The organism is Alloyangia pacifica (assembly GCF_003111685.1).
Lineage (GTDB): Bacteria > Pseudomonadota > Alphaproteobacteria > Rhodobacterales > Rhodobacteraceae > Salipiger > Salipiger pacificus_A.
In genome coordinates this window covers 2,406,336-2,420,847 of record NZ_CP022189.1, presented here as the reverse complement: position 1 = coordinate 2,420,847, position 14,512 = coordinate 2,406,336, and the positions used below count along the sequence as shown (strand labels likewise).

At 61.1% G+C, this 14,512-nt stretch carries 16 protein-coding genes and 1 tRNA gene; 4 read left to right on the top strand and 13 right to left on the bottom strand.

The window, feature by feature from the left end:
* Positions 1-50 precede the first annotated feature (50 nt).
* The 3 genes from CEW88_RS11690 to CEW88_RS11680 all read left to right on the top strand — a co-directional run bounded on the left by CEW88_RS11690 (position 51) and on the right by CEW88_RS11680 (position 1,359).
* Positions 51-530 carry an Lrp/AsnC family transcriptional regulator gene (locus CEW88_RS11690; protein ID WP_108967785.1) on the top strand — a complete coding sequence of 160 codons (480 nt, stop codon included), beginning with the start codon at positions 51-53 and terminating at the stop codon, positions 528-530.
* Between the two features lie 53 nt (positions 531-583).
* Positions 584-1,228, top strand: a complete 645-nt coding sequence (locus CEW88_RS11685; RefSeq protein ID WP_108966983.1) for an META domain-containing protein — start codon at positions 584-586, stop codon at positions 1,226-1,228.
* 47 nt (positions 1,229-1,275) lie between these two features.
* Positions 1,276-1,359: transfer RNA gene (locus CEW88_RS11680), tRNA-Leu, on the top strand.
* 106 nt (positions 1,360-1,465) lie between these two features.
* Here the strand turns inward: CEW88_RS11680 and CEW88_RS11675 are convergent.
* The 3 genes from CEW88_RS11675 to CEW88_RS11665 form a co-directional block, all read right to left on the bottom strand.
* A complete protein-coding gene (locus CEW88_RS11675) occupies positions 1,466-2,101 on the bottom strand; it encodes a helix-turn-helix domain-containing protein (protein ID WP_108966982.1) in 636 nt (211 codons plus the stop codon).
* Positions 2,102-2,316: 215 nt separating this feature from the next.
* On the bottom strand, positions 2,317-3,084 hold the full coding sequence (locus CEW88_RS11670; RefSeq protein WP_108966980.1) for a hypothetical protein: 768 nt from the start codon (positions 3,082-3,084) through the stop codon (positions 2,317-2,319).
* Positions 3,085-3,092: 8 nt separating this feature from the next.
* Positions 3,093-4,217 carry a hypothetical protein gene (locus CEW88_RS11665; RefSeq protein ID WP_108966978.1) on the bottom strand — a complete coding sequence of 375 codons (1,125 nt, stop codon included), beginning with the start codon at positions 4,215-4,217 and terminating at the stop codon, positions 3,093-3,095.
* Here CEW88_RS11665 and CEW88_RS25200 point away from each other — a divergent pair.
* On the top strand, positions 4,103-4,543 hold the full coding sequence (locus CEW88_RS25200; protein ID WP_368074594.1) for a helix-turn-helix domain-containing protein: 441 nt from the start codon (positions 4,103-4,105) through the stop codon (positions 4,541-4,543). The genes CEW88_RS11665 and CEW88_RS25200 overlap by 115 nt on opposite strands.
* A 21-nt stretch (positions 4,544-4,564) precedes the next feature.
* On the opposite strand, the gene CEW88_RS11655 is transcribed toward CEW88_RS25200, so the two are convergent.
* From CEW88_RS11655 to CEW88_RS11610, 10 genes are all read right to left on the bottom strand, one after another.
* On the bottom strand, positions 4,565-4,873 hold the full coding sequence (locus CEW88_RS11655) for a hypothetical protein (RefSeq protein ID WP_159099600.1): 309 nt from the start codon (positions 4,871-4,873) through the stop codon (positions 4,565-4,567).
* 107 nt (positions 4,874-4,980) lie between these two features.
* Complete coding sequence (locus CEW88_RS11650) at positions 4,981-5,229, bottom strand: hypothetical protein (RefSeq protein WP_108966973.1); 249 nt, start codon at positions 5,227-5,229, stop codon at positions 4,981-4,983.
* Positions 5,222-5,416 (bottom strand): hypothetical protein, encoded by a 195-nt coding sequence (locus CEW88_RS11645; RefSeq protein WP_108966971.1) that lies wholly within the window; start codon positions 5,414-5,416, stop codon positions 5,222-5,224. The genes CEW88_RS11650 and CEW88_RS11645 overlap by 8 nt, the downstream gene beginning before the upstream one ends.
* Complete coding sequence (locus CEW88_RS11640) at positions 5,413-5,643, bottom strand: hypothetical protein (RefSeq protein WP_108966970.1); 231 nt, start codon at positions 5,641-5,643, stop codon at positions 5,413-5,415. Before CEW88_RS11640 ends, CEW88_RS11645 begins: the two co-directional genes overlap by 4 nt.
* Positions 5,640-6,338, bottom strand: a complete 699-nt coding sequence (locus tag CEW88_RS11635) for a hypothetical protein (RefSeq protein ID WP_108966968.1) — start codon at positions 6,336-6,338, stop codon at positions 5,640-5,642. The genes CEW88_RS11640 and CEW88_RS11635 overlap by 4 nt, the downstream gene beginning before the upstream one ends.
* Positions 6,335-6,730, bottom strand: coding sequence for a hypothetical protein (locus CEW88_RS11630; protein ID WP_108966966.1), 396 nt, complete (start codon positions 6,728-6,730; stop codon positions 6,335-6,337). The genes CEW88_RS11635 and CEW88_RS11630 overlap by 4 nt, the downstream gene beginning before the upstream one ends.
* On the bottom strand, positions 6,721-7,197 hold the full coding sequence (locus tag CEW88_RS11625; RefSeq protein ID WP_159099599.1) for a hypothetical protein: 477 nt from the start codon (positions 7,195-7,197) through the stop codon (positions 6,721-6,723). The genes CEW88_RS11630 and CEW88_RS11625 overlap by 10 nt, the downstream gene beginning before the upstream one ends.
* A 764-nt stretch (positions 7,198-7,961) precedes the next feature.
* Positions 7,962-10,553 (bottom strand): DEAD/DEAH box helicase, encoded by a 2,592-nt coding sequence (locus CEW88_RS11620; RefSeq protein WP_108966963.1) that lies wholly within the window; start codon positions 10,551-10,553, stop codon positions 7,962-7,964.
* A 3-nt stretch (positions 10,554-10,556) separates the two neighbouring features.
* On the bottom strand, positions 10,557-12,680 hold the full coding sequence (locus tag CEW88_RS11615; protein WP_108966961.1) for a site-specific DNA-methyltransferase: 2,124 nt from the start codon (positions 12,678-12,680) through the stop codon (positions 10,557-10,559).
* A gap of 393 nt (positions 12,681-13,073) precedes the next feature.
* The gene (locus CEW88_RS11610; RefSeq protein WP_108966960.1) at positions 13,074-13,634 is read right to left on the bottom strand and encodes a hypothetical protein; all 561 of its coding nucleotides are present in this window, start codon (positions 13,632-13,634) and stop codon (positions 13,074-13,076) included.
* Positions 13,635-14,512: the final 878 nt, after the last annotated feature.

Here is a 14,512-nt window from a genome sequence, read left to right as displayed (position 1 = left end):
GAAGATGGTATTTCTGAAAGGCAGGTTCTCCGAAGATGATGGAAGTCACGATGCAAAACGTCACGGATGACTTTGACCGGTTCGATCGTGCGATTCTCACCACCCTCGCCGAGGAGGGGCGGCTGTCGATCACCGAACTCGCCAAGCGCATTGGCCTGTCCAAAAGCCCAACCCAAGCGCGTTTGCGGCGGCTCGAGGATCTTGGCGTGATCCGCGGCTACCGGGCCATCCTTGACCCGATCCAGCTCGGGCTCGACCACGTCGCCTTCGTCGAGGTGCGCATGTCCGACACCCGGGAGACCTCGCTCGAGGCCTTCAACAAGGCGGTTACGGCGATCCCCGAGATTGAGCAAGTGCATTTGATTGCCGGGAGTTTCGACTATCTTCTGAAGGTGCGGACCTCGGACATGCGCAGCTACCGGCGGGTTCTGGCCGAAAAGCTCTCGACCCTGCCGCATGTCTCGACCACGTCGACCTATGTCGCCATGCAGGCCGTCAAAGAGGACGGGCTGGCGGAGATCGCCGACTGACGCAGGTCGCCCCGCCTCGGACCCTGGCGCGCCGAGAGGAGGAGGAGTTTGGTATGATGATACGTTGGATGGTCGCGGCGCTGGTGGTCGTGTCCGGCGCCCCGGTCTCGGCGCAGTCTTCCTTGGACAGCTTGCCGGTGCACGTCGGCCTCGATTGCGGAGGCGCGGCGCTGGCGATGGTTCTCGAGGGGGACAGCGGCCGGCTTTTCTACAGCGGCGCCGAGATGCCCATGGCCCGGTCCCGCAGCGCGTCGGGGGTCAAATTCGACTCCGTCGACGACCCCGAGACCTATGTCTGGACCAAGGGCGACGAGGCGACGGTGCGGATCGCCGGCGCGGTTCTCGAGGCCTGCCGCGTGGACCGCGTGTCGCGCGTCACGGGCGGCCCGTGGCGGGTCGCGCTGCTGGATGACGAGCCCCTCGAGGGCGGGCCGGTCGAGCTGAGCTTCGGCGCGGATGGCGCACTGTCGGGGGCCCTCGGCTGCGGCGATCTCGTGGGAAACTGGAGCGCCGGAGACGACGGCGTGGTCCGCATGGAGGTCACGGCGGAAGACGGCGAGAGCTGCGCACCCGAGGAGGCGACCCGGCGGGATTCCCTGATCGCGGCGCTGCGCGCGGTGACCGGGTTCGGGTTCACCTCGGACGGGGCGCTGGAGCTGCGCGCAGGTGACGTGGCGCGCCTCGTCGCGACGCCCTGACAAGAGGGTCTGGTCAACCGCGGCTCGATGCGGCAGACAGGACGGGGGCCCGCGTGGTGGAATGGTAGACACAGGGGACTTAAAATCCCTAGCCGCATGGCGTGCCGGTTCGAGTCCGGCCGCGGGTACCACAATAAAATCAAATATTTACGGGATTTGATCCCCATGGGGATACGGGCGGTCTGCAGTGACAAGCCGTCCTGCGGTGACACTGCGGTGACATAAGGTTGCGGTGACTCAGCGCGTGGCGTCTCGCTTGCGCCAGACCTTGGCACTAGCCCGGGTCTCGCGCTGCAGCTTGGCCATCTTCTTGTCGAGGCGCCCGGCGTTCTGCATCGCGCTCAGGGACGGGGCGCAGGACCGGCCTCGGGCAAGGGCACGGTCGATGGTCGCACGCCCGACGCCGAAGGCCTTGGCAAGCGCCCTCACAGACTGGCCCTGAGCGTGCCTGCGGGCCAGCTCGACGCAATGGGCATCAGTCAAGGCAGGGCGGCGCCCGGCGTTGCTCTTGCCGATCAGGGCGGCGCTGATGGCGTCCCGGCGTGTCTCTTCGGCGGTGCCGTCTTCCAAGAACGGGCGGAGGGTATCGCGCAGGATGCCGATCTCATCGGCCCGCATGTCGTCGAGCTTGGCCCATGTCAGGAACTTATCGCGCCAAGTCTCGGCCTCATCGGCGAGCGATCTGACGGCCTCGGCGCTGCGCTGGTCGAGGTCTGCCCGGCTCTGTGCTGCCGCTCGCATCTTCCTGACCTCGGCCTGTGCGTCCTGCTCGGCCTCTCGGGCCAGCCTCACCTCGCGCTCTAGCTGGCGCACGATGGCTATCAGGTCTTCCGTGGGAAGATCTCTCAGTTCGTCATCACCCAAGCGCTTCATGACGTCCTCCGAAGGGATGCCCGAAACGATAAACGGGCAGGGGGTCGAGGGAACGATAGCAAGGACTTACGTTAGGTCAACCGGCGGGGACCGCCCGGGGGTCGAGATCGTGGCCTAAAGGTCGAGGATCGTGCTAGGATCGGGCTGCCGGGCGTTCCGCCCAAGTCCGCCCGGTACTTTGGCTTGCGCCCGGTGGCATGAGGTCACCGGGCGTTTCAATGCCGGTCTTGTGCCTCGGGTGAGAACAGGTCAGGCCAGCGCTGGACGGTCGCGCGGATGCCATGGGCGAGCATGTGCTCGCGGTAGGTCTGCCGCTCTTCCGACAGTTCGGATTCGCCAAGATAGGTCACGGCGATAAGGTCGCGCTCGCGCTGGTCGATCTGGGAAGTTCCCTCAGGAAGGCCGGGCACGACAACCCATGTTCCCGCCCGAGCATCGGGGACGCCGAAGGCGGCGTAATGTCCCGAGCTGTCGCCGACCAATGGCCCGAACAGATAACCGCGCAGATCGGCGCTCAGGATGTGCAGCGCGGCGGCGTCGAGGTCGGCGAGGCTCACGCCGAGATCGCGAGGATCGGGCGAGCCGCCGCGTTCAACCCAGCGGGCTATAGCGTGCTTCTGTATGTGCAGGTCAAGCATCCTGAGGTCTGCGGATGAGGGGGCGAACGTCACATGCTCATAGAGTGCGGCGGGCATGGTCCGGACCACGCCGGGCTCATGGTAAGAGCTGCCCGTGGTGACGAAGTGCCGCCGCGCCACGACGACAAGGCCGGGGGCGCTGGTGACGGCAACCCGGACGGCGCCGGGATGCCTGCGGACCCGCTCTGCGGACCTCTTGAGGGCCTTTTGGTTGCGCGGGAAGAACCTCGGATTGATGAGCTGTTTCAGCCGATCTGGTGTGAGTTCCGGCGTGTGCCGCAGCTCGGCCATCAGCCGTCCGGCGGTCCCGCGCGAGATCGTCGCGCGGGCCGTCGCTTCTGACATGGGCGACGTCATGCGCCGAACTCGCCCGCCAGCTCTGCCTTCACGTCGGCGAGCCAAGCCACGTAGCGTGCCTGTGTCTCGGGAGTCGGCGTGCGCTCGCCGGTCATGTGGTGCCCGCAGAGCGAAGGCGAGATTCCGACGATCTTGCCAAGGGCGGCGTTCGACAGTTTGAGCGTCTGCTTGGCGGTCTTGATCACAGGCCGCAACTTGTCGAAATCGCCCGCCGTCTCCTCGGTCTGGATCTCGGGTTCGGTCTGGATCTCCGCCTCGGGCTCTTCCTCGGGAAGCTCGGGCAGCTTTGCGATCATCTTCTCGTAGAGCCGCGCGTGAGCCGCGCCGATAGGGGCGGTCCCCATGAGGTGATCGTTTACCATATCCTCGGCAATATGCGTCCGCGCGTTGATACTGGTAGGGTTCAGCCCGTGCCGATTCACGGCATCCCAAAGGCGGTCGAGCAGCGGGGACTCTTCCTCGGCCTCAGGTTCGGGCTCGGGCGCCGGGAACGCGACAAGCTCCTTGCCGATCTGCTCACGGCGGGTCCGCAGCTCTGCCGCGATCTCGGCGGCGAGCAGTTCGAGCGCATCGGTTTCGAGGTCGGCGAGGTCGAAAGCCTCGGGCGGCTTCCGCGCGTCCTTCTGTGCCTTCTTGTCGTTCGCGTCCTTGGCCTTCCGGGCGGCGCTGTCATAGGCCGCGCCTGCTTCCTCGGCGGTCATGTCGAGATCCGCCATCAGCTCGGCGACGGCATCCTTGCGCGGCGCTTCCTTGTGAAGGCGCTTGGCTTCCTTGGCGACCAAGCGGCTATAAGCTCGAAAGATCGAGTCAGGCTTGGCGGCATCGGTGCATTTCACCAGACCGACGGCGCCGGGATGATCGTGCATCCAAAGCAATTTCGAGGTATCCGACGCGGTCTTGAGGCCAGGCAGATCATTGAGCTTGTGATCCTTCAGCCACTTCGCGAGTCCGCCCTCTTCGTTGAAATGCTTCCGCGCTTCGGAAAGCTCTGCAGCCAGCCTCAGCCATGCCTTGCGGGTGCCGCCCGATGCGGTCTCGACACCCTGAGCTGCCTTCCGGATGTCGGCGCGGATGCGGTCGAGGTCGGCAGGCTGCTCGGGCAGTTGGGGTGTGGTCGTCATATTCTGTCCTCTCGATGATTCTGCATCGGTTGTGTGTGCTGTGTAATCAGTATATGGTTGCGCATAATCAGTACGCAATACCGAAAGGACAGAAAATGATACTGACGGCAGCACAGGTGCGAGCAGCGCGAGCGGTCCTAGGCTGGACGCTCGCGGACCTATCCGAGCGGGCCGGGGTTGCCCGGTCGTCGGTTCAGCTCGTCGAGAAAGGCAGCGATGCGAGGGCCAGCACGTTGCGGGCTCTGGCTAAGGCGATCAGAGCGGCAGGCATCGACTTCGGCCCGAACGGTCGGGCGATCTTCTGGGATGAGGGAGTAGGCGAGTGAGTTGGGACATGTCCCAACTCCTCACGCCCAACCGTCTAACCCGAAGTGCCGGGCGATTGACGGCCAGTCCGTGAGCTGACTCATATCCCAGAGCGTGCGGGCGCTGACGCCGGTCGTATCCCAGCTCTCGGCAGCTCTGGCTTCAATACGATCCTCGAACCGTTCCCAGAGCAGCGCGGCTTCCCGGTCGCGCTGCTTGGTCTCGGGCAAGTATGGTTCGATGGGGATGATTTGTGCGGTTCGCATGGCCGGACCTCCGTTGCCTGCTTGTGCTATGGTCGGGGCTATCCCCAGCCAGAAAGGAAACGCCATGCCGCGCAGACGTCCCATGATTTCCGCCCGTCGTGCTTCGACTGAGCGTGAGAAAGAATTGGCCAAGCTAGGCGCCGTCTATCGGGCGCAAGCAGCAAGGCGCGAGCAACGGGAAGCGTCAGCATCTAGTTCAGCCGCCCGCGCTGATCGAAAGGCGCCCGGATCATCTCCTGCAGGTCGGCAGCGCTGATTTCGAGATCCCGGCCTAGCGTCTGGATCATCGCGCCAAGCTCGGCGGCGATCTTGGCAAGCTCGCGCTCTCGGGCGCTGCCCTGCCGAAGGGCGGCGCCATCTCGGGCGACCTCGCGGGCGAGTGCGATGGCCTCGCTCAGCTCGCGCATTGCGCGGGCGTTGTAGCTCAGCGGGTCAGGCATGGGCTCTTTCCATCTCGGTCAACCATGGGCGGGCGGACTGGATCGCAACCCGGAATCCATCGCGCCAGAGTTCGACGACGGGCAGGCCGGTGTGGTCGATCTTCAGCTTTGCGCTATAGCCGGGCAGCCGCGACATCACCGCTTCGAGGCGCGGGCGCAGCTCGGCGAGGGTCGCGGCATCGGTCATTGCAGCCTACCTCGCGCCATCCCCATATCGCGGATCTCGGCAACACCCATGCCGACCCGGGCGCCCTCGCAGGCGATGTAATAGAGGATTTCAAACACCTGATTTTCGAGCGTCGTGTGTGCCTCCGAGCCGGGCTCTTCCTTCTGTTGTGCCCTGAGCGTCTGCCCGAGCAGGTCGAAACCGGCGCTCATGCGCGAGACGATAATCATGCGGTGATCCGGGGTCATTTTGGGGACTCCTTCCGGGTAAGTCGGGATTGCCGTGCTGCCTCGGTCTTGGCCTGCCGTTGCGCTCTGGCTTCGTTGATGGCCTGAGCCTCGGCCTGCGCCTCTGTGCGGGCCACGATCCTATCAACCTGGACTCTGCCGGGTGAGGCGGCGCCGAGCAGGGGCGCAAGCTCTTCACCGGCCTGCCGGATAGCCGCTTGGATGCGATGCCGGGGCGCCAGTTCCTCGGCGGTCAGGCTGCCGAGCTTGTCGTTAGACATGTCCCGAGCTGCTCGGCACAAGCGCTGCCAGCGAGCCGCGCCTAGCCCTCGCTTGAGGGCTCGGACGGCGTCAATCGTCCTTGTGGCCAAAAGCGGCAGGTCTGGCATCTGCGCCCGGCTCAGCAGTTCGGCATCTGCAATCGACAAGCCGCCCGCCTCGCCGAGCGCTTGCCAGTCCTCGGCGTGGATGAGCTTGATGGCGTCCTCTGCCTCGGCGCAGGGTCCGAGCGCCGCGATTGCGGCTGTTTGCTGGCTTATGTGCCGGTCTTCGGCATCGTCGATCACGTCGCCAACTTCGATCAGGCATGAGCCGCTACTCGGGTTGATTTCGAGCGTGACCCGCACGTCGGGCCAGCGGCTCGGATAGCGCAGTTCGACGACGACAAGCCCGGCGAGGGCGTGCAGAACTTCATGAGATGCAATCGCTCGGGTCATTGGAACATCCCCTGCAGCCAGTCGGGCGGCGTGCCGTCGAGGATGACCGCCCGGCGATGCAAGGCAGGCTCTATCGCCGAGCTGAGCGCCTTGGCGTTGCCGTCACTGATCAGCCGGGCGGCGCCGGTCAGCACCTCACGGCCCGACAAGTCCTTGATGGCGTCCCTGAGCGGCGCAAGGCATTCATCCGTGAAACGCCTTTCAGCTTTCAGCACCTCGCCGATGGCCTCAAGCAGGGCTTTCTCGCTTCGGGTGAGTTCGGCGCGGGTGACTGGCGTTCGATCATTCGCGCGGCGCTCGTTCTGCTCTTCGATCTGCTTGCGCGTGAGGGTCTTTCCGCTCGGAAAGGTCACGCTGCCGTCAGGGTTGGTGACAAAGCCGCTCATGCCCATGCCTCCGCAATCTCATCGACGACAAGCTGCCGCTCTGCGGTCCGGCGCTTGGCCTTTCTGGCGCTGAGGGTCGCGGCCTTGCTGTGCTGGAACTGCCGGGCGGCTTCGACGGCGGCGCGAGGCTCTAAGCCATCGACAACTTCGGCCAGCTCGGGCGGCAGGGCGAACCGGCGCAGCAGCTCGGAGGCCTGCCGCTCGGATGCGCGGGCGAGGCCATGGGCGGCGAGGGTCCGGGCTCGCTGGTCAATCTTCTCGGCCCGGCCCGTGGCAACCTCGCAATCGTCGGCGAGGGCTTGGGCAAGCTCTAGGGCGTCCCGTGCGGCATCGTCGAGGCTGTCTAGGGCTGCATCGGGCTGAGCGGCCCGGATGCTCTCGCAATAGCCTCGGGCAGCCTCAGCGGCCCGCAGGGCGGGCGTGTGGGTGTCGCTATATTCGCCGGTCTGCAGCAAGGCGCCGACGGCCCGCATCTCATCTGCTAGGGCGAGGGTCTGCCGGATGGCGTCTTGGACATGATCGAGGATTTCGTGAGCCTCTTCGATGGCGGCGAAAGGCTCATCGGGGCGGCTCTGGTCAGCTCGGAGGGCTGTAACGGCGGATAGGCCAGCGGCGGCAATCTGGCTTGCAAGACGGCGGCTAGCTCTGATCCGTGCGCCTCCAATCGCGATTGAGGGACTTGGAATGGTTCGGAGCATGTGCGCCATCCTGATTGCCACGCGGGCTAATCCCGGCGCGTGGAACAAGGGTAGAACAGATTAAGGCATGAGTCGATAAGTCATTGATTATCAACGTAGATGTTGACAGATTTTCGGTTGGGTTGGTGTGCCATTCGTGAAGTCTTTTAGTGTTGGTGGAGCGGCTCTGCTGCAAATTATCCAGCGGGGGCTCAGGGCCTTATGGCGCAACGCCATATGGAACAGCAGTCCTCAAAGAAATATCCGGGCGATGCTGGCGTTGAATGTCGGCTTGGCGCACGCAGGATGCAGACGGGGACGCTGGTGACCTGGTCGGCATCCAGACGCAGGAACCTGACAGGGGATCGGGCGGGATTCATCACACTCTACCGACGATACCGGCTCAGGAAAGTCGGCAGAAGAGAAGCGGAACAGAAAAGATGTGCGACCAGACTATGCTAGCACGCATGGAAAATTGCTATGTCTGTGCGCTTGAAAAACCAAAAGTAAAAGATGGGCAAGAGCCCATCTTCCACCGTTTTCAGCCTCTCAACGCCGTACTACCCATCTACCTTCGGGTATGTCAAAGCATGCGCTCCTTCAAAAAGCGCCTTGGCACTCTGCCCTAATAGAATAGCCGCCCGCACCCCCGCATCCTTCAAGTCGAGCAACCGGAAGATATCGCCAACCTTGGCTACCGCTTCGATACGCGCGTAATGACTCCCTCGGCTTTCGGCATAGTTCGCCAAGCCGACTAGCTTGGGCAGCGAGTCGGCAAGGTGCTGTCCATGCGGGTCAATGATGTTCGATTGGACAGCGCCCTCTTCGCTCCTAGTGAAGAAAATAAAATCAGGCCGCATGATACTTTCCTGACCGCCTTCGGGGTAAGTAATGCCTAGCGATTCCGGGCTGGAGGATGACGGGTTGCGATACCAGGCCAAGAAGTTGTCGCGCCGGGCTTCCGTTGTCAGCACTTCCAGTTCCCATGAATTGAACAGCGCCGGGAACTTGCCATTTGGATCGCAGAGCAAATGGTTGTCATAGAGCGGCAGCGCTTCCTCGCGCCCATTCTCCTTGCGCTCGATCGTCGGCTGCAAGCTGTTGCGCGGCATGGCCAGCGAAACGTCGAGGGGATTAGCGCTTAGTTCCCGCAGCTCGCGGTAGACGTCCTGCCGCTCGTCGCTCAGAGCCTTAATTGTTGCCTCATGGCAAGTAAGCCAGTTGTTCGCCAGTGCCTCGGCAGCCTTTTCCAGATGATCCTTGATCTCTGGGACCAGACCGATTGCAGCAACGTCCGTATGGGCTTCGGTAAGGGCTTCTTCCTCGTCTTCGGCGTCCCCGTACTTCTCGGCCAGGTATTCGCTGTAGGTTTTGGCCACATCTGGTGAGATCATGCGGGCGGCGCGTTTGTAGGCGTCTTCGATCACGGCCTGATCGGCGCTTTCAACGAAGTCGTCAAATGTCATGACTGTACTGCCTACCGTTGCTCGGGCTGTCTTTCCATCAACCGTCAGAACCGCTTTCCGCGCCTTCTCGATAGCCTCGAGATAGTCGCTCTGCGCCTTGTCCAGAAGCTCGTGCAGATGCGCGTGGGCCACTTTGCCCGCACCGGGCAGGATTGCGTCTGCAGCCAATTCGTGGGCCAGCCCGGTAAGTCGCTTGATAGGTCGCGCCTGCTTTTTGGGAAGGGTCTTGGAAGGCAGCGACACCAGCTTGTCCCAGACATCTTGTGGCACTGCCGGATTGGGCGACATTTCCTTTGGGTTGATCAACACCCGGCGGCCGGGCAATGTGTCGCCCAAATCGCCGCCACTCATCAGGGATTGCACCACCGCCTTGACTGTCGCCTGATTGAAGTTCGGCAACAGGCAATCGACCGCGTTAAGCCTTTCGTTGCCAGGAATTCGTCGTGCAAGCGGTGTTCGCACCATCCGCCCCAGCAACTGCGTGATATGCGTCTGATCGGTTGCCGCCCGGAAGGACACCATAACCTCGGCACGCGGACAATCCCAGCCGGTGCTTATCGCTTCCTTGGCCAAGAGAATGCGCACATATTCGCTTTCCTGCACCCGCTCAGGCGAGATGTAGGGTACCAAGTAACCACCGAAATTTTCGGGCTTCTTCTCGCCAAATACGTTGTAGACACAATCAATAGGCAACTCGGGCCAAGCGTCGAAGATCGTCTTTAGCCATTTGCCCACGTCGTCGGCGCTGGGCGTGTTGGGGACTTGAAGGACCATCAGCGGCGTCACCTTGCCGCTTTCGCCCTGTTCCGCTGAATAAGCATCCCAGGCCTTTGTGATGTCACGGAGCTTCTGGGTTCCGCGCCGCAGTAGAACTGTCGCAAAGTCTCCCACTTCATCCGGCACATCCAAATTGATGGTATCCTTCAGAAGGCCGGAATCCTGCACCAGTTTGGAATTCACGACCACGTTGGGCAGCGCAGTGCGGTCCTGCATCGACTTCACGGCATCGTCGAAGCGTTGCACGGTAGCGGAAATTCCCCAGACCACCGGTACACCCGGCACACCACCCTGACCGTTGATCAACCGCGTCACGATGGTCTTAGTGCCCTGCACCGTTTCGCGCATTCCCCGATGCGCTTCGTCCAGCACAAGATAGAGCGTTAGGTCGGGGTCTTCGATGGTGTTGCGGATCGTGTCCCAAATCGTATGTGCACGGGCATCTGGTTTGAGAGGTACGCCATCTATGGAAAGCACACCTTGGTCACTTGCGTCAGAACCGCGCACCAAAAGACTTGTCTTGCTCAGTTTCTGAGTATTCAGGAAATATATCTTGCCTGGTTCGAACTTTTCCCGCGAGAAGGTGTTCTCCACGGTGATTAGGTCCGAAACAGTCAGCTTGTCTGCCGCTTCCATCAGCCGGAACTTGGATTGTTCGTTCAGCGACGGATCATCCGAAAACCAGATCACCACTGCGCCGGAATCGGCCTCGAAATCGTAATCGTCTGAACCGAAGAACAGTGCTTCGAACACCGCAGCGGCCATAACCGTCTTACCCGCACCCGTGGTCGCAGTCAGGGAAAAAGCGTTCTTCTCTTGATCCTCGTGCCAGCGTTTGCGGGCCTTCTTGATCCGGTCCAGAACCTGCGCAACAGCGTCATCTTGGTAATCTTTGAGCGTAAACTTCATGTCTCAGCGACCCATCGAAAAGCGGAAATTGGTGAGATAGGACTCATAGAGCCGCACTGGCTCCACACCTTCTGCCAGACGTTGGGTGACGGATTGAAAGCGTCTGTCGTCGTCGGTGACGATATAGGCGATGCGAATGCCGCCTGCGGCTTCTACCGCGTCGACGAAGGGCGTGGCAGTGTCCAGATCGGTGAGTAGACCATAGGTATCGGCCACGGCCCACCCGGCACCCGGCAGGGTGTCTATGCACCGCCCCTCGCTACCCGCCCGCATCCAGAGAAGGGGGGCGATGCGAGCAAAAGCCATGTTGTGGCTAATCGAGACCGGGGTTTCATAGGTCAGCGTAAAGAACTCAGCGTTTTCCTCGAACCCTTCGGCCATAGGGAATTCGTCGGTGAACTTGTAATCGCCCTTGACCGGCTCTCCTTCTGGTGTTTGCCCAGTGATTGCAGCGCGAATGCGCGGCTTAGTGATGTAGTCGCATATACCCCATTTTTCCCAATCAGGATCACCGGGCCGAAGGCCCGCATCAGATAGTGCCTTTTGCTCATCTGCACCAACTTCGTTGTTGGTGATGGATATACACTGACGCCTGCCAGCGTCTTGACGGTTCAATCTCATAACTGCGTGAGCAGTCGTCCCCGATCCCGAGAAAAAATCCAAAACTACTGCGTTTCTCTTGTTGCCCACGAAGAAGCGCAAGCTGTCTTCAACCGCATAAAGACTTTTGGGGAAGGGGAATTTCCTACCTGCCAAAAGAGCGTTTAATATAAGCGTTCCCGAAGTCTGTGCATTATGAGACGCCTTGTTCCAAGTTGTTTTGGGCATTACGCGGCTTTTCTTGAAGTATCCGTCTACGGCACCTTGGCTGTCCTTCCCCGTAATCACAACCTCGCCAGCGTTGATCGCTTCTATGGTTCCGCTTGCCAAGTACTGAATCCCTGCTTTTTTCGGCCCGCTTTTAGGGTTTCTCACTCTCGCAAAACCATTTTCAATTCTGTAGCGCAGACCTTCGGGAGTCACTCCCCACAGCATTTCTGTGCCATCAGGTTTGAGAGGAAATAGCGCGAAACACCCATCAGGGACGGGAACAGTTTCTCTATCGACGTTCAGTGCTAACGCATCGCCTACGCTATGAATCTCTTTCTTTTCAGGGTCCACAAATACGGCGTAGAATTGATTTGGGCGGGCAGATCGAACGCTTGTGTTCTCTCGCCTGCGAAGATTTCGCCATTCTATTGGCCGTTCTTCACTGATGGTTTCACGACCAGACATATCGTCGTGGTTGGCTTCAACACGAGCATCTCCAAACATAACCACATACACGAACTCATTTGTTCTACTAAATTCACCGAACCGGTTTGTTCCTTCCGGCTTGATTATGGTGCTCACCATTTGCAACTGAGCTTCTGGGAAACTCTGTTCAAGTAGCAATCCGAGCCTGAGATATTCCTTCTCGTCAATCGTCACGATCAACGTTGAGTTTGATGGGTTTAGCAGTTCCTTCGCAATCTTCAATCGCCGTTCCATGAACGCCAGCCACTTGGAGTGTCTGTAGAGGTCATCCCCCTCAACGTAATCGTTGTTGTATTTCCAATCTTTCGCCCCGGTGTTGTAGGGCGGATCAATATAGATCACGTCCACTTTTCCCCGATGGGTGAAGGTCAGCGCCTCCAGGGCGTGAAAGTTTTCTCCGTTGATCACGGTGTGAAAGGGCTTGTCACCGCCGCGCTCTACCTTCCCTGTGCTGACAAGGCCGGGGTAGATGTAGTCCCGGAACTCGGCCACAACGATCAGGTTTTCCACCGGGATCGTCTGTGTCTCCGGCTCATCTGCCCCAATCAGATCAAGCAGGGCCACGCTAACACCGCGCTCTTTCATCGTGCGCGTTACTTTCCACAGTCGCTTGTCGCCCTTTTCGGTGCTCCCGCGTAGCGGCAGGACGCGCACCTTGTCGCCCTTGCGGATGGGTCTGCCCGGAAGTTCCACCGACTCCGGCGTGTGCCGCTCAAAGTTCAGGCCAAAGGACCGGCGACTGGCCAGCGCCTTGAACTCCTGTTCCAACTCGCGCCCCAGATCGGCGTCTTTGGACTTCGCCTGCGCTATCAGATCGGTTAGCCGCGACATTGGCGCACCTGATTTTGATTTGCGATTAGCGACGATATACTGAACTGACCCATAGATTTCCCGTGCGGTTATTCCGCTGTTTTCGTGCTGCTCAATGAATTGAGGGATTTGCCCCGCCTCGCGCTACCATCGCAGAGGAGGCAGTCCGTCGCCAGCGCAAAGTGATCAGTAAGACGGGGAGGCCGGGTCAGGGCGCTTCCAGAGCGGGGCAGCCGCAGGCGCCGCACCTGTGCGCCTTTGGGGGCGGTTTTCCAGCGTCGACGTCTCGGCCTGTGGGTCGGGTTCTGCCGGTCGCTAAGGCGCTGCCACCCTGCCGCAATAGGCGGTGCTGGGCCTGCCAGATCGCGGACTCGTGCCTGGTCTGCTTGGTTGCGTAAAGCTCTTCCGGCTAGATTAGACGTCATCCCATTCGTCATCGTCGCAAGATCGAGCGATGGTGCCAGCCTGTAACACGCTCTTCCACTTCGAGTCGCCACGGTCTGTGCCGACGTTGGCGCGTAGACGCTTATTGTGTTCGAGGCCGAGATGTCGCCCCTCGAGTCCGAGCTGGTTCGTAGCAGAGGACCACGCGCGAGCCGCCCGAGTTTGCTGATCAGAGGCGGCGGCCAAAGAGCGCAGGTCCGGCCGGATGCCAGCCTTTGCGGCCTCGCTCAGAAGCAATTCGCTCACGTTGGCCCATCTGATGGTTTCGCCATAGGCGCGGGCGGCGATTTCGGCTCGCTTGAGGTCGGTCACCAACAGCCCACCCTTGGCGTTCCAGACGGTATTGCAGAGCTCGCCGTAGTGCTCCAGCGCTGGACCCTTAAGCGGAATCGATGGCGCTGGCCATTGCGGGGGCTTACCCCCGTCGTGGATCGTCAGCACCTCGGCAGGCTTGTCCTCGGATTCGGATGTGGGGGGAGTGTCGGTCGAGGTCTTGGTGGGCGGCTGGGGCCTGGTGGGACATTTGGCCATGATGCGACTCCGGTTCGGACAGGCTAGGCCGGGACGACGTTGATAATAAAAACTTACCACATGTGGAGCATTCGCAAAGAAAATATTTTTCATTCGGGCCCAGGGAATGGAAGATTCGCGCAAGACGCAGCCCCCGGCGCGGTGGTACGGTCCCCGTCGGCCCTCGGAATCACCCTCCCCCCGCCCATTTTCTACGCGCAGACCCACGAAAGTTGTTACGAATCAATTGGTTAGACGATCGGAGTCGCGCTCATTTGTGATGCGTGAGGGGGGTGGGGTGGCCATACATGGGCCGGACATGGTCTCGCTGCCACAGCTCAGGGCGAGTCAAGCCATGACCTCGGGTCAGGCAGAGCAGGCAGGCAGGCGCAGGGCATGGCCTAGGCCTCAGGGCAGGGCAGGCCACCAGAGCGCCGCAGAGCGCCGCCAGATGGCCATCTAGGGTTCGGGCTAGGGTAGGGTAGAGCATGGCTCAAATGAGCGATGCTTGCCGCTCTGTGCGTGCCTCTGGTGCTGGTGCTGTCGGGTCGAGGGCAAGGGGTTGAACAAAATGTTCAACCCCTCGGACGCCCGGGGCGGTTCCCCCTTGATCGTGTCTGGATCTCGGATGCCAGCGAGCCGCGCCGACCGGCTCGCCGGGGTGCCCTGTTTCGGACACGAGCACGCCCGGACAGGGCGCCGAGCTGGTCTCAGACAATACCGACCTACCAATTACCGGACTCCCTAGAACACACACAAGAACAGGATAGGTCAGGGATGGTTGGTTTATATGGTTGGTAATGTATGTAAGGGGGGTTTTATATATATATTACTACTACTTACCACTACCAAATTACCGACTTAATACCGGATTACCGACCACGGATTCCGGCCTATCT

What these genes read in the sequence shown, in the direction of transcription:
- CEW88_RS11690 (WP_108967785.1), top strand. Translation starts at nt 51, where the DNA reads ATGCAAAACGTCACGGATGACTTTGACCGGTTCGATCGTGCGATTCTC.
- CEW88_RS11685 (WP_108966983.1), top strand. Translation starts at nt 584, where the DNA reads ATGATGATACGTTGGATGGTCGCGGCGCTGGTGGTCGTGTCCGGCGCC.
- CEW88_RS11675 (WP_108966982.1), bottom strand. Translation starts at nt 2,101, where the DNA reads ATGAAGCGCTTGGGTGATGACGAACTGAGAGATCTTCCCACGGAAGAC.
- CEW88_RS11670 (WP_108966980.1), bottom strand. Translation starts at nt 3,084, where the DNA reads ATGTCAGAAGCGACGGCCCGCGCGACGATCTCGCGCGGGACCGCCGGA.
- CEW88_RS25200 (WP_368074594.1), top strand. Translation starts at nt 4,103, where the DNA reads ATGCCTTGCGGGTGCCGCCCGATGCGGTCTCGACACCCTGAGCTGCCT.
- CEW88_RS11665 (WP_108966978.1), bottom strand. Translation starts at nt 4,217, where the DNA reads ATGACGACCACACCCCAACTGCCCGAGCAGCCTGCCGACCTCGACCGC.
- CEW88_RS11655 (WP_159099600.1), bottom strand. Translation starts at nt 4,873, where the DNA reads ATGGGACGTCTGCGCGGCATGGCGTTTCCTTTCTGGCTGGGGATAGCC.
- CEW88_RS11650 (WP_108966973.1), bottom strand. Translation starts at nt 5,229, where the DNA reads ATGCCTGACCCGCTGAGCTACAACGCCCGCGCAATGCGCGAGCTGAGC.
- CEW88_RS11645 (WP_108966971.1), bottom strand. Translation starts at nt 5,416, where the DNA reads ATGACCGATGCCGCGACCCTCGCCGAGCTGCGCCCGCGCCTCGAAGCG.
- CEW88_RS11640 (WP_108966970.1), bottom strand. Translation starts at nt 5,643, where the DNA reads ATGACCCCGGATCACCGCATGATTATCGTCTCGCGCATGAGCGCCGGT.
- CEW88_RS11635 (WP_108966968.1), bottom strand. Translation starts at nt 6,338, where the DNA reads ATGACCCGAGCGATTGCATCTCATGAAGTTCTGCACGCCCTCGCCGGG.
- CEW88_RS11630 (WP_108966966.1), bottom strand. Translation starts at nt 6,730, where the DNA reads ATGGGCATGAGCGGCTTTGTCACCAACCCTGACGGCAGCGTGACCTTT.
- CEW88_RS11625 (WP_159099599.1), bottom strand. Translation starts at nt 7,197, where the DNA reads ATGCGGGCCGTCGGCGCCTTGCTGCAGACCGGCGAATATAGCGACACC.
- CEW88_RS11620 (WP_108966963.1), bottom strand. Translation starts at nt 10,553, where the DNA reads ATGAAGTTTACGCTCAAAGATTACCAAGATGACGCTGTTGCGCAGGTT.
- CEW88_RS11615 (WP_108966961.1), bottom strand. Translation starts at nt 12,680, where the DNA reads ATGTCGCGGCTAACCGATCTGATAGCGCAGGCGAAGTCCAAAGACGCC.
- CEW88_RS11610 (WP_108966960.1), bottom strand. Translation starts at nt 13,634, where the DNA reads ATGGCCAAATGTCCCACCAGGCCCCAGCCGCCCACCAAGACCTCGACC.